Below are 13,016 nucleotides of genomic sequence, written 5' to 3' on the forward strand. Positions count from 1 at the left end.
CCTCACGCATCCGTGATGGCCAGCTGAAATCCGACGCGCGACGCGCCGCGTAGCCAAGGTGGGAGCAACCCGGCCGATCTGTCCCACCTGTACCGCCTCACGGTGCTGCTGCGATCCGCACGGGCCGCGCCACCAGGTGCGGGCCGGATCGTGACGGCCGTCGTGACCGGTCTGGTTTGCCACGCGCTGTTTGCGCTCGCCGTGCTGGCGATGATCGGCGCGATGTTCTTCGGCATGAGCGAGAGCTTCGGCCGCGTGCCGTGGCCGTGGGCCATCGTCGCAAATGCCGCGCTGCTGCTGCAGTTTCCGCTCGTCCATTCGCTGCTGCTCGGACCGGGCCGCCGCTGGCTGACGCGCGTGGGACGGCACGGCACGACGCTCGCCACCACGCATTATGCTGTCATCGCGGCGCTGCAGCTGCTGTGCCTGTTTGCGCTGTGGACGCCGAGCGGCATCGTCTGGTGGCGCGCGCAAGGCGGCGCCTTCGTGGCGCTGTGCCTTGCTTACGCCGGCGCCTGGCTGCTGCTGATCAAGGCGAGCTGGGATGCCGGCGTCGAGGTGCAGTCCGGCGCGCTCGGCTGGCTGTCGCTGGCGGCCGACAGGCCGCCGCGCTTTCCCGACATGCCCGAGCGCGGCCTGTTCGCGATCATCCGCCAGCCGATCTATCTGTCCTTCGCGCTGTCGCTGTGGACGGTGCCGGTGTGGACGCCCGACCAGCTCGCGGTGGCGCTGGTGCTGACGGCCTATTGCCTGCTCGCGCCGCGCTGGAAGGAACGCCGTTTCACGCAGATCTACGGCGCGCGGTTCCAGGCCTATCGCGCGCGCGTGCCCTACATCCTGCCGCGCTGGCCCGCGCGCGGAGAGCCCACGCCATGACGAACGCCGCCGCACTGCTCGTCACCGCGCTGCTGTTCGGCGGCATGACCCTGTTCGCGTTCGGCTTAGCGCCGTTCCTGTTCAGCGCGCTGCCCGCCGACACGACCCGCGCGGTGATCCGCCGCGCCTTCCCGCATTTCTATCTGTTCGTCATCGTGACGGCCGCTGCCGCCGGCCTGACGGCGCTCGCTGGAGACGAGCTCGCCGGCGGCGCCCTGGTCGCGATCGCGCTGACCGCCGTGCTGGCGCGGCAGATCCTGATGCCCGCGATCAACCGCGCCACGGATGCCGGCGAAAAGCGCCGCTTCGCCCGCCTTCACGGCGCCTCGGTCGTGCTCACCTTGGTCCATATCGTGCTGAGCGGCAGCGTGCTGCTGCGTCTCGCGCAATGAGGACGACAGTGAAGAAAGGACGACGACGATGCTCTACAAGGATGCCGTGAAGCCCGCCTTCGCTGCGACCGCCGAAGGTCCCTCGACCGTCGATCCGGCGGAGATCGCGCGGTTCTCCCGCCTTGCCGAGGAATGGTGGAAGCCGGACGGCGCGTTCAAGCTGGTGCACGCCTTCAACGCCGCGCGCGTGAGCTATCTCTGCGATCGCCTGCCGGCGCTGGTCGGCCGCGAGGCCGCGGCCAACCTGCCGCTGGCGGGCCTGGAGATCATCGACGTCGGCTGCGGCGCCGGCATCGTCACCGAGCCTCTGTCGCGGCTCGGCGCCGAGACGCTCGGCATCGACGCGTCGGAGCGCAACGTGCTGGTGGCGGCCGATCATGCGCGCCGGCAGAGCGCGCTGGTCGCCTATCGTCACGCCCTGCCGGAGGACCTCGTCGCGGAAGGCGAGCGCGCCGACATCGTGCTGACGCTCGAAGTGGTCGAGCATGTCGCCGATCTCGGCCGCTTCGTCGGGCATGTCGCCGAGCTGGTGCGGCCCGGCGGCATCCTCGTGATCGGCACCTTGAACCGCACACTGACTTCGTTCGTGAAGGCGATCATCGGCGCCGAATACATCCTCGGGTGGCTGCCGCGCGGCACGCATGATTGGCGCCGCTTCGTCAAGCCGGCCGAGCTGCAGGCCCTGCTCGCGCCGCATCGCTTCATTCCGCTCGAGACGGTGGCCGTCGAGCTCAACCCGCTGACGATGCGCTGGCGCATCGGCGGCCGGCCCTCGACCAACTATCTGCAGATCTATCGCCGCATGCCGTGACGCGGGCTGCAGGCGATCGGCGATCACATCCTGCGGAGCCGCCGCGCGCGGCAGTCGCGAAGGATGGCCGCAGCATGACGGCTCGCCGCGGCTTGTTGCTCAACGGCAGGAGCGCTGAGGCAGGCAGACTTGTCACGAGCCCGCCTCGTCATCAACGCGAGAGCACGGCCACCAGCCAGTGGATCAGCGTGACGCCGCCGATCGGCGCCACCACCAGCAGCATCATGTTGAAGCCGATCAGTGCGAGCAGCAGCCTCTCGCCGCCGGCCGACAGCCGCCGCTTCAGCGGTTCCGGCTTCGGTTCGTGCGGCCAATAGCCGGGCAAGTCGACGAACATTGCGGCCTCCTCCATCGTTCCTGAACGCCAGGGCGCGCGCCTCGGATGACCCTACTCGCACCACGCGCATCCTGGCACCGCGGAACCATGGCCCGATCCGCCAGCGAGAGGAGATGTCCCTCGATCATGATACGTTTCCACGGAAACGCATCATGATCTTTCCTCTTTGTTTGAGCATGATCTTTCGGAAAACCGGTTTCCACTTTTCCGGATCATGATCGAGCCAAGACGCCGCCGGTTCAACCGTGTGAGGCGATCGTCTTATGGCTTTCCGCCACCACGGTCTGCCCGGTCACCTCGCCCGCCGGCTCCGGGCTCAGCCAGCGATAGATGAAGCCGCCGGCTGCGCCGCCGAGCAGCGGCGCCACCCAGAACAGCCAGAGCTGCGCCAGGGCCCAGCCGCCGACGAACAGCGCCGGCCCGGTGCTGCGCGCCGGATTCACCGAGGTGTTGGTGACGTGGATGCTGATCAGATGAATGAGCGTCAGCGCGAGCCCGATCGCCAGCGGCGCAAATCCGACCGGCGCCTTGCCATGGGTCGCCCCCATGATCACGAACAGGAACATCATCGTCAGCACGAACTCGCTGACCAGGCAGGCCCCCAACCCATACTTGCCGGGCGAATGCTCGGCATAGCCGTTGGCGGCAAAGCCGCTGGCGACGCTGAAGTCCGGCGCGCCGCTGGCGATGGCATACAGCACGGCCGCGCCGACGATGGCGCCGATCACCTGCGCGATGACGTAGGGCAGGATCAGCCCGGTCGGGAACCGCCCGCCGCAGGCGAGCCCCACCGTCACCGCCGGATTGAGATGACAGCCCGAGATGTGCCCGATGGCATAGGCCATGGTGACCACGGTGAGCCCGAACGCAAGCGCCACGCCGAGCATGCCGATCCCGACCTCGGGCACCCCGGCCGCGATCACCGCACTGCCGCAGCCGCCGAATGTCAGCCAGAAGGTGCCGATCGCCTCCGCCACGAGCTTATTGCTGTTGCCGTTCATCATCGCCTCCCTGGGTCGCGCGTGATTGGCTTGCGCTCGATCATCCCGTCACGAGCAGATCACCACTTTCGCAACCCAGAGTCAAAGGCGCAGTCCCGGCTGTGTGAGGGAGTTCCTCGTCCGGGGGCCTGGGCCTCGACACGACGAACACGGCCGCGCCAGCGCGTTCAGTCCGAGGCACGCTCCGACGGCTGCCCCGGCTTAAAGGGAACTATTAAGTGCACTGGACTGCACCCCTCAAGTGAGACACGAGAATCTCGGTGACAGTGCGGTTGCCACGACGTGTTATCGTGCGTTGTTTTGCGCGAACACGGCTTCGAACTCAAGAGGCGATCGATAGCCGAGTGCCGAGTGCAGGCGTTCTTTGTTGTAGACGTCCGCGATGAAGCTATCGATCCGGCGACGCGCGTCTCTGATGTCGGAGAATGTCTTGCCGTTGACCTCTTCGGCCTTGAGCGTCTTCATGAAGCTTTCAGCTTTGGCGTTGTCGAACGGGTTGCCCGGCCTGCTCATGCTGATCGTGATGTCACGATCCGCCAAGATCTGGCGATAGGCAATCGAGGCGTATTGCACGCCGCGATCGGAGTGGTGGATCAGGCTGCCGCGCTGCGGCTTGCGGGCCTCGATTGCCCTGTCCAAAGCCGCAATCGCGAGTGAGGCATCGAGCGTGTTGTCGAAGGCCCAGCCGACTGCCTTGCGCGAGAAAGCGTCGAGGATGACGGCGAGGTAGGCGAAGGTCGTGGCGAGATGGACATAGGTGATGTCCGCCACCCAGATCTGGTCAGGAGCGGACGGCACCAGGCCGCGTACGAGATTGGGGACGACGACAATGTCCCTTGGCCGCTCTGCCGGCGGCTTCAGGAATGGCGCCTTGCGCTGTGCGAGAAGATTGTCCTCGCGCATCAGCCTGAACACCTTCTTTGCATTGACGACCATGCCTTTGCGTCGGATTGTGGCCGTCACGCGCCGATAGCCGTAGAATGGATGCTTGAGGCAAATGCGCTGGATCTGGTCGCGCAGCTCGCAATCGGCCGTCTCGCGACTGCGTTTGTTGAGATGCCGGTAGTAGGTCGCGCGTGGCAGGCCGGCCAGACTGCAGAGCGTTGCACGTCGGCGTGGGACTCCGTTGCTTCCGATGTCATGGCTTGGATGACTTCGATGATGCGGGTGCGGGTTTGCCTTGCGCTGCCGGCCGCTCCAATGCGCGCAAGGCTTGCCGAAAAAATCGAGATCCATCTGCTGACGGCCGACAAGCCGTTCGAGCTCGGCGATACGAGCATTTGCGCGCGTCAGCGCAGACCTCTTATCGTCATAGGTTGCTGTAGCTTTGAGCTTCCGGGGGCCGGGCTTCGGCCCCGGTCTGCGGTTCAATCCGTCGGGCCCTTGGGCCTTCCAGGCCTTGATCCAGTCGTGCAGGATCTTGCGCGATATCCCAAGCTCTCCGGCCACAGGCAGAACGCCTTCGCCTCGCTCGACACGCTTGATCGCCTTCAGCTTGTAAGCCGTCGGAAACCGACGGTTCTTCCCTCTTGCTGCCACAGGTCATCCTCGGAATGCCTGTCACCGAGATTCTCGTGTCTCACTTGAGGGGTGCAGTCCACGGCTGTCACCGCAATCCGGCTTCCAAGCGACAGCGCGATTGCCCAAACGGTAAGGGCGCAGCACTGGCTCATGCCCTGGCGCCGAAGACCTTTTTCCCGTCTGCGTCACACTAGGCAAACGGCTAGCCAAAACGATACCGTCGAGATCAGGCTTAGGGCTGTCTTGACGTCTGTGGTCCGCGCGTCCGTTGAACATTGCAGCCGTCAAGGGACGGGCACGCATATCGCCATCAAGGCTCTAGATGGAGATAAGCAACGTGGGGTAGAGTTGCGACTGTTCTGAGCGGGGAACACCGATGAAATATGACGTTGAGGCCGATTGGCAGCTCTTGAACACCTGCAATTATCGCTGCCCTTATTGCTTTTTTGATAACGTAACGCTCGGAGAAAAGATCAAGCCAGCGGCCTCGAACGAAGCCTGGCAGGACGCGTTTGACCGCTCAGGACTAACCTGGCTCCTCCATATGACAGGCGGCGAGCCGAGCGTCTATCCTGACTTCGTTGATCTCTGCGCGCGGCTGACCGGTCGACATCTGCTCTCCATCAACTCGAATATGACATACAGATCGTGGCAGGATTTCGCGAAGATGATCTCGCCGCGCCGTGTCAGCTTCATCAATGCGGGATTTCATCTTGCCGAACGCGAGCGCAAGAACGGCTTGAAGCCCTATTTGGACAACGTCGACACGCTGAAAGAAGCCGGCTTTCAGATCATGTCCTCGCTGGTCGCCACGCCCGAAGCCCTGGCGCGGTTCGAAGAGGCGATTGACCTTCTTGCGCCGATTGGAATGTTTCCGATTCCGAAAGTGATGCGAGGACACCATGAGGGAAAGTCGTATCCAGGAGCCTACACGTCAACCGAGCGACGGACCTTCAGGCATTATAATGAGGCAGCGCGCGCCTTCTATGCACCAGCACTAAAAGACCGCGACGAACGCCCGACCGTCGATATGTTCGGCGACGACCGCATGCTCCACGGGACCCCCAACTACGATGGCTTGCGATGCGGAGCCGGCCGCCTTTTCTTCAAGATCGAACCAAATGGAGATGTCTTCAGGTGCGGCAATTCCCGCGCTTATGGCAATCTCTTGCACGGCACGTTCTGGCGCGAGGATCGGGCAGAACCGTGCGACACCGTCCATTGCTATTACTTCTGCGAGAAATACAGCGAACGCCCTCCGCTCGGCCGTCGCCTGCATCGGCTGGCCAGAACCACCTTGCGGGAAGTCCTGCGCTAGGCTGCTGATCCGGGTTAGGGAGTTCTGGGTTACGATGACGCTGCATTTTTCTTGTCGTCGATTGCCGGCGGTGCTCGCGTAGCAAGTCGGCATCGCCTTGAATTCGATGGCGGCCAACCGCGGGCGATTGCGTATGGGCGCCGCAACAGCGCACCACAAATTCCGAATATCAGAAATATTGTTGACGCCGCCCCCAAATCAGTGATTTTATCCCGCCATCCTGCTTTGCCGAGCAACTGTGGAGTTTTGGACCTGTAAGCCGGCTTGGTTCAAGGCTGGCGCTGGGCGCGCCACCGCCTTCGGCGGCTTCGGCCTTGAGCCAATCCGTTCACAGGTCCAGTCGACTTACATGCGCTCGGTCGGGAACCGAGCGCGGCAGGAGCGCGCTCGATCAGCTCGCCACGCAACGTGCCGGATCCCATTGCTGGCCGCGTGCGAGCATTGTGTTGAGGATGATGATCAGCTTGCGCATGCAGGCGATGACGGCCACTTTGGGCTTCTTGCCCTTGGCGATCAGTCGACGATAGTAGGCCTTGAGAACAGGGTTGTTGAGCGTTGCCGCGCCGAGGCAGGGCATATAGATGGCGTTGCGGACCCAGCGGCGACCTCCCTCGATATGACGCTCACCGCGGTGCTTGCCACTGTCGTCGTCATAGGGGGCCACACCGATCAAGGCAGCGGCGATCCTGTCACTGACTCGGCCGAGCTCCGGCATTCCGGCGACGAGGTTGGCGGCACTGATCTGACCAAGTCCTGGGACGCTGGCGATGATCTCCGCACGCTCAGCCAAGCTCGGAATGGACCTGACCTTGGCTGATATCTCTGCTTCGAGCTTGGCAATTTCCTTGTCAAAGCTCTCCAGGATGCGCGCCTGCGCCTTTTGGACCGTCCGCGGCGCGGCGTGTTCACTCTGGCACCCAAGGGCTATTCTGGCATTGACCAGTCTCACACGCGCCTTCACCAAGCCCTGCAGCTCCTCAAGATCTGCATCGTAGACCTGACTTGGCCCATCGCTGAATGTCTCGCCAAACCAAGCGATCATCTCCGCGTCGATCGCGTCGTTCTTGGCTAAGCGTCCGGCCGATAATGCGAAGTTGCGAACCCGCTTGGGGTCGACAACCTGCACCTCGGTGCCAGCCTGGCGCAGCAGTTTGGCCCATTCCCGCTCATAGCCTCCACTCGCCTCCATCACGACCTTGGTGACCTTGTGCTTACGCACCCAGGCGACCAACCGGCGTTGTCCTACCGCGGCGCTCAGAAAAGTTGGACGTTCGGCGACTGTCCGAACGCACGCATCCACCTTGTCCTTTGCCACATCGATGCCCGCGACAACGCTGTCAGTTTGTGCCATCTTCGACTCCCTTCCTTGCTCGGTTCGGGCTCAAAGCCCTTGCAACTGTTCGGGTTGAGGAAGACACCGGATCTGTCCCTCGCTCTGAAACAAGCTTCATCGCTTTTGGGACGTAAGGACGTAACGGGCTCAGATCCAGCGACGGGCGGTTGGTCAGAACCGCCCGTTTGCGTATCTTGGCAGAGCTTCTCCACACAAGGGACGTATCGCGATCGTCACGGCACGTAGAGGCGGGGATGCGGTTCATGACCTGGAGGGCATGAAAGGCCAATACCTGCGGCAAGCTTCACGCATCGACGAACGAAGACGCCAGTGGACGCCGACTCACCGCAAAACTCTATGAGGCGCGAATAATTGGGAGAGAACATGTGACGACGTATTCGCTCCGCATGGCGAAATTTCATGCATTCGATCAGCGAAGACGATGGCGCTGCTGGAACTTTCCGTCGAGGTGAGTTTCGCCGCGCCAGGCACAAGGCCTTGTCCTTGACATCGCAATTCGATCGAATAGCCTGACCTCTGCGATCTGACGCCGCCGAGTTCCATATATTTCATATCGTCATAGTCGATTGATGCTACGCTAACAGATAACGCCAATTACCTTCTCGACCTCTCAGGGTCGACAGTGGAGTGCTCACCGATGATACTGTGGGTTCTCGCCATTCTTCTCACCCTGGGCATGTCGCCTGTCAATGCACAGGAGTGCCCCATTCAGCCCACCGGGCGCATCCTCGATCGCTGGTTCTTCTTGGACGGCGCAAGGGGGCCGCTGGGTTGCCCCGTGAGTGGAGAAACTCGTGTCGAGGGCCAGAAAGACATCCCAGGTGAGCTGACCGAGGATTCGCCAGTCATCGCCCTTCATGCCGGACATCTTTATATCGCGTGGCGGGGGACCAACGATGCCATCAATATGATGGTTTCCAATGACGATGGCGCAAGCTTCACAAGCAAGACGACTTTCGCCGAGACCTCCGACGCAGCTCCGGCGCTTGCGTCTCACAATGGCAGCCTCTTCATCGCCTGGCGCGGATCCGGCAATCGGAACATCAACCTCGCCAAGGTGTCTCTATTTGCCAATACGAACGGAGAGTTCGGCATCGAAGGGCTCTCAGGCAAAGTTACGTTGGACGAGCGCACCGATCTTCGGCCCACACTCGCCTCACATGGCGGTCGGCTTTTCATTGCGTGGAAAGGGTCCGGCAACGACGACATAAACCTGCGGGCTTCCGCTGACGGCGGCGTGAGCTTTCCCATCAAACGCGTTCTCAGCGAGACCACAGATGCCGCGCCGTCCCTCGCCTCATCCGGCGATCGCCTTCTGATGGCATGGCGCGGGTCCGGCAACAACAATATCAACGTGGCCCGGCTCGTTCTTATTGGTAACACGGCCGGCGGCTTCGACATCGAGGGAACGGAAGGGAAAGTCACTCTTGGTGAGAAGACTGATCTATCCCCGGCCCTTACCGTGCTTGACGGGAAACCCTTTCTGGCATGGAAGGGGTCCGGCAATAAGGAGCTGAACGTCATGTCCGCTCCAAGCGGCACCCTGAATTTTCAGGGGAAGCGTGTTCTGAGCGACACCAGCGAGAGCGCGCCCGCCGCTGCCGCTGGCGGGCGGCTTTGGCTGGCATGGCGTGGCGTTGACAACAATCGGCTCAACGTCGGCAAGGCGATCCTCTTCGGTAACACGGCGGGAGGCTTTGGTATTGAGCGTCTCGAAGGCCGTGATGCGATCAAGATGAAGTTCGAGCACGGCGAGATCGTCTGGTCGCCAGCACAAGGCCCCAAGATGGTGATTGCGGCCTATCAGCAGGATGACCATCTCATCCTGAATTGGGGCGACAGCTCGCCCTGGAATTACGACCGGTTTTTGATCGCATCTACACGCGACGGGCAATCGCTGCCGCAGGTCGAAGTGCATGGCTTCATCGAACGCACCTTCGGATTCCACTGGATCAAGGCCCCCTTACCTGGCAAATACACGTTCTCGATCGAAGGTTGCCAGGTTGGAGCCATCAGTGGACATGACTGTCCGCAGCGATGGACGGTGCCAGCCGAGGTGGAGTACCGGCTGCCGCCACTTCCTGCCTTTGCCGGTTGCGAGAACTCCCCGAGGCCGATCGGACTCATTGCGCAAAAATGGGCAGCCCTGGGAGGTCCGGAGGGACGGCTCGGCTGCGCCGTAGGCCCCGAACAGGACGCCGGAACCGGGCGCAAGCAATCCTTCGAACATGGCGAGATCAGCTTTTCGCCTCAGCAGGGTGAGCAGATGCTCCTGGCCGTCTATCAGGACGGCTGGCAGATCGTTGCGGATTGGGGACAAACCGATCCGTTTTTTTACGACGGCTTTTCGCTGTTGTTCGAGAAAGACGGGGGGCTCGTTTCCGCTCCCACAAATGTCGGCTTCTCAAATGGCGGAACGTGGCGAACGAACGTTGGGCCTGAGGGCGCAACCTATCGCATCTCCGTCAGAGGATGCCGCGGGCTGTTGACTTGTCCGGAGGGCTTTGCCGTCCCGGCGTCGGTCAACTTCGTTGCTCCTCCGCCGCCCGACGTTGACTGTCCAATCAAACCCGTCGGTCTCATCAACGATCGCTGGACCAGAGAAGGCGGAAAAGGAAGCGCGCTCGGCTGTCCCACCGCGCCCGAGCAGGGCGTTCCCGGCCGGAATGGCCGGCAGACAAGCTTTGAGAACGGGACGATCGTCTTTTCGCCCGACCAGGGATCTAAGATGGTTGTCGCCGTGTTCCAGGCTGGCAACGGAATCAACGTTGATTGGGGCGATGCCGATTCCGAGTTCGAGTCGTTTCTGGTCGACGTCGCATTCGAAGGTCAGCCGCTCGGGCAGCACGAAGTCGATCCAGATCCAAACAACAAGCGGGCCGGCGCTTTCCGTATTGACTTCAGCCGTCCAGAGGACGACGCCTCGGTCCCCACAGTCGGCAACGGCACTGGGCGCTACACGATAAGGATCGAAGGCTGCCGAGAAAAAGAACATTGTGCGCAGCAGAACTGGACGATTCCGATCTCCATTCGGTTCCGTACGACCAGCAACGAGAACGTTGATCTCTCCGATCTTGACGTTCCAACGACTGTCGCAAGGGCGCTCGAGAACAAGAGCACGATAGCGATCCGCGCGGCCCGCGCCGCGATCGAGGGGGCTGGATTCGCACCTCACTGGCGCGATGGGGAAGTCTACACCGCACTAGCCATGCTCTATGTCATCGAAGACGAGGTCGCGCATGGGAGAGCTGCCGGCGACTTCAGGCGGCGGGGTCAGCCTTTCGGTATGATCTCGGAGATCAATGAAGCGCTCCGCGATCAATTCCCGCGTCAGACAGGAACTGAGACCGACTCGCCCCTCTGTACACGGGAAGGTGAATACGACACAGCCCTGAAGGGTCTTGTGCCGATGATCTACCGTTACGGCAAATATCTGGCGCCCGACGTTCGCTACCGGATGCTCTTCCTCCTCAACAAGACCGGGCCCCACGACCCCGACGATGAGAGCTTCGATTGTACCGTCAAGATTCCCGAGACGGAAAACCATCTCTGGATGATCGACTCTTCCCGTTATCTCGCCAATCAACTTTGGGCCAAGCGGTCCAAGGACCCTAAATACGACAACAAGGCTAATGGCCTTTCCGACTATCTGGTGGGCAAGCTGCAGACCCATATGAAGTCAGATTTCATCGAGTACAATTCGCGCCCATACACACGCTACACGTGGCTTGCGATCCAGAACCTTTACGACTTTTCAGAGGATTCCCGCGTCAAGACAGCCGCGCGGATTGTCCTCGACTACCTTTCATTGAAGGGCGCCGTCTCGACCAGCGAGGGTCGACGTAACGCGCCTTACCGGCGGCGCGTCAGCAATGCGCAGTCTGACTATTTCAGCCCGCAGGCCGATCGCCTGAAGAAGATCCAGCTGGCCTACGCTGCTCCCACGGCTGTCATGGGCGAGTTGAAGAAACCGAAATGGCTTGAGGATTTCGCGCGCGGCGATGTCGTGCTGGCGGATCAAACCTCCTATCAGCCACCCAACCTGATCCTCGATCTCCTGGTCAATCCGGCCCACCGCGCGTTCTATCAGCGCTTCAACCATAGTTCGGTCGAAGTCTATGCGTCCGAGCCGGATTTCCTGATTTCGGGCCGGCGGGACCCGCACGGACTATGCTTACACCTCAAGCCCCGGCGAGACGCCGATCTTGGGTGGCATTGTTGGAGGGGTGCTCGGAGCGGTGCTAGCCGGCCCGCTCGGAGCCGTTGTCGGCGCTTCCGGAGGTGGGGTCGTCGCAGCGCTCGCTTCCATTCACGGCAAGGGAGAGGACCTCGGCTTCGTGCAGCCGACCGTACTCATTCCGACATCGCGCTTCACCTCGATGAAGCAGATGATCCGCTTTGAAGGCGTGCCAAGCAATGTCGGCCACTCATCGGCCTGTGTGGCGCCGGGCTTTGCCTGCGGCAGCCGACCGATCATTCCGTCATCCTACACCGCTACGGCCGCCTGCCGAATTCTCAACGGCAACTGGACGTTCATTGATTTTCTGTCCCAAGGCTGCCGCGAAGCCGCGCCCGACAACCGGACATTTGGCTTCTTCGTTGCTGTCCACGGCGATGGCAAGGGATTTGGAATGCTTGAGGCCCTTCCCAAGGCCAGACTCAGCGGCGTCGCGCTTCAGCGTTTCGCTGACACCATTTTGGCCAAGAATCGCGGCCGCGATTTCACGGCGGCTGGCGAGCATACCTATTCGTCGTTCCTAGGTCAGGAAATCCGATTCACGATGGGAGACTCAACCGCGGTCCTTTCAACGGGGGCCTCCAATGTCGACGCCGAGATAACGGCGTCGACCCGCCTCGCGTCCGGCTCAATCGCCAACAGTGACGGCGCCGCCATGACGGTCGTCAATCCCTTCACCGGAGCCACGCTTCGGCTCGATCTATCCAACACGGCCAATCCGGTTCGTCTGCTAACGGACCGCGATCTCCTGAGCCGGCTCCTCGCCACTGGCATCGACTTCAGCGTACCAGAAGCGGATATCAAGGACTGGGTGGTCAACGGTTTCACACCCTATCCCGCCTTCTCCGGCGCGCTCCTCACCCTTCTCCAGGACAAGCCGCTCAAGAAGCTTGTCTATATCGACGTGATCGCATTCAAGTATGAAAACTCTCCTGGCGCTCACTCGCCCAGAAGCGTCGCAGACGTCGACCTCAACACTCTTCGTTCGGCAATCCTCGCAAGCTACAATGAACGGTACGGAGAATCACTTGCGGATTTTAGCGATCTGTTACGTTGAACCTTACTTCAATTGACACTAATCGAACCAAAAGGCATCGATCATTCGGCCGGCAACACGCGGAGATTTTGGTGATGATTGTGCCCAGGCGTAGCCAAGAAAAGTAAAGCGC

10 protein-coding genes are annotated in these 13,016 nt (G+C 61.7%); 6 read left to right on the forward strand and 4 right to left on the reverse strand.

The window, feature by feature from the left end; genetic code table 11:
• Nucleotides 1-150: 150 nt before the first annotated feature.
• Genes ACVIJ6_RS06930 through ubiG form a run of 3 tightly spaced genes read left to right on the forward strand, consistent with a single transcriptional unit; the run spans nucleotide 151 to nucleotide 2,079 of the window.
• A complete protein-coding gene (locus tag ACVIJ6_RS06930; RefSeq protein ID WP_456772073.1) occupies nucleotides 151-876 on the forward strand; it encodes a methyltransferase family protein in 726 nt (241 codons plus the stop codon).
• Nucleotides 873-1,268, forward strand: coding sequence for a DUF4149 domain-containing protein (locus tag ACVIJ6_RS06935; RefSeq protein WP_456772074.1), 396 nt, complete (start codon nucleotides 873-875; stop codon nucleotides 1,266-1,268). The genes ACVIJ6_RS06930 and ACVIJ6_RS06935 overlap by 4 nt, the downstream gene beginning before the upstream one ends.
• A 28-nt stretch (nucleotides 1,269-1,296) precedes the next feature.
• On the forward strand, nucleotides 1,297-2,079 hold the full coding sequence (gene ubiG, locus ACVIJ6_RS06940) for a bifunctional 2-polyprenyl-6-hydroxyphenol methylase/3-demethylubiquinol 3-O-methyltransferase UbiG (RefSeq protein WP_456772075.1): 783 nt from the start codon (nucleotides 1,297-1,299) through the stop codon (nucleotides 2,077-2,079).
• Nucleotides 2,080-2,230: 151 nt separating this feature from the next.
• Here ubiG and ACVIJ6_RS06945 read toward each other — a convergent pair whose 3' ends face one another.
• The 3 genes from ACVIJ6_RS06945 to ACVIJ6_RS06955 all read right to left on the reverse strand — a co-directional run bounded on the left by ACVIJ6_RS06945 (nucleotide 2,231) and on the right by ACVIJ6_RS06955 (nucleotide 4,956).
• Entirely contained in the window at nucleotides 2,231-2,416 is a 186-nt protein-coding gene (locus ACVIJ6_RS06945) for a hypothetical protein (RefSeq protein ID WP_456772076.1), read from the reverse strand.
• A 239-nt stretch (nucleotides 2,417-2,655) separates the two neighbouring features.
• Nucleotides 2,656-3,417, reverse strand: coding sequence for an aquaporin Z (gene aqpZ, locus ACVIJ6_RS06950; protein WP_456772077.1), 762 nt, complete (start codon nucleotides 3,415-3,417; stop codon nucleotides 2,656-2,658).
• A gap of 285 nt (nucleotides 3,418-3,702) precedes the next feature.
• Complete coding sequence (locus tag ACVIJ6_RS06955; RefSeq protein ID WP_456772078.1) at nucleotides 3,703-4,956, reverse strand: IS3 family transposase; 1,254 nt, start codon at nucleotides 4,954-4,956, stop codon at nucleotides 3,703-3,705.
• A 358-nt stretch (nucleotides 4,957-5,314) separates the two neighbouring features.
• Here ACVIJ6_RS06955 and ACVIJ6_RS06960 point away from each other — a divergent pair, with 358 nt between their 5' ends.
• Nucleotides 5,315-6,256 carry a radical SAM protein gene (locus ACVIJ6_RS06960; RefSeq protein ID WP_456772079.1) on the forward strand — a complete coding sequence of 314 codons (942 nt, stop codon included), beginning with the start codon at nucleotides 5,315-5,317 and terminating at the stop codon, nucleotides 6,254-6,256.
• Nucleotides 6,257-6,647: 391 nt separating this feature from the next.
• Here the strand turns inward: ACVIJ6_RS06960 and ACVIJ6_RS06965 are convergent, their stop codons facing one another.
• Nucleotides 6,648-7,607: an IS110 family RNA-guided transposase gene (locus ACVIJ6_RS06965; RefSeq protein ID WP_456772080.1), complete on the reverse strand. Its 960-nt coding sequence runs from the start codon at nucleotides 7,605-7,607 to the stop codon at nucleotides 6,648-6,650.
• Between the two features lie 640 nt (nucleotides 7,608-8,247).
• Between ACVIJ6_RS06965 and ACVIJ6_RS06970 the strand changes: the two genes are divergently transcribed.
• Together ACVIJ6_RS06970 and ACVIJ6_RS06975 are read left to right on the forward strand one after the other, a co-directional pair.
• Nucleotides 8,248-12,012: an LGFP repeat-containing protein gene (locus ACVIJ6_RS06970; protein WP_456772081.1), complete on the forward strand. Its 3,765-nt coding sequence runs from the start codon at nucleotides 8,248-8,250 to the stop codon at nucleotides 12,010-12,012.
• Complete coding sequence (locus tag ACVIJ6_RS06975) at nucleotides 11,948-12,904, forward strand: hypothetical protein (protein WP_456772082.1); 957 nt, start codon at nucleotides 11,948-11,950, stop codon at nucleotides 12,902-12,904. Before ACVIJ6_RS06970 ends, ACVIJ6_RS06975 begins: the two co-directional genes overlap by 65 nt.
• Nucleotides 12,905-13,016: the final 112 nt, after the last annotated feature.

It is taken from the genome of Bradyrhizobium sp. USDA 4369, assembly GCF_054056435.1.

Bases quoted from the DNA above. Each gene is read 5' to 3' on its own strand.
- ACVIJ6_RS06965 (WP_456772080.1), bottom strand. From the start codon at position 7,607: ATGGCACAAACTGACAGCGTTGTCGCGGGCATCGATGTGGCAAAGGAC.
- aqpZ (WP_456772077.1), bottom strand. From the start codon at position 3,417: ATGAACGGCAACAGCAATAAGCTCGTGGCGGAGGCGATCGGCACCTTC.
- ACVIJ6_RS06960 (WP_456772079.1), top strand. From the start codon at position 5,315: ATGAAATATGACGTTGAGGCCGATTGGCAGCTCTTGAACACCTGCAAT.
- ubiG (WP_456772075.1), top strand. From the start codon at position 1,297: ATGCTCTACAAGGATGCCGTGAAGCCCGCCTTCGCTGCGACCGCCGAA.
- ACVIJ6_RS06935 (WP_456772074.1), top strand. From the start codon at position 873: ATGACGAACGCCGCCGCACTGCTCGTCACCGCGCTGCTGTTCGGCGGC.
- ACVIJ6_RS06970 (WP_456772081.1), top strand. From the start codon at position 8,248: ATGATACTGTGGGTTCTCGCCATTCTTCTCACCCTGGGCATGTCGCCT.
- ACVIJ6_RS06945 (WP_456772076.1), bottom strand. From the start codon at position 2,416: ATGTTCGTCGACTTGCCCGGCTATTGGCCGCACGAACCGAAGCCGGAA.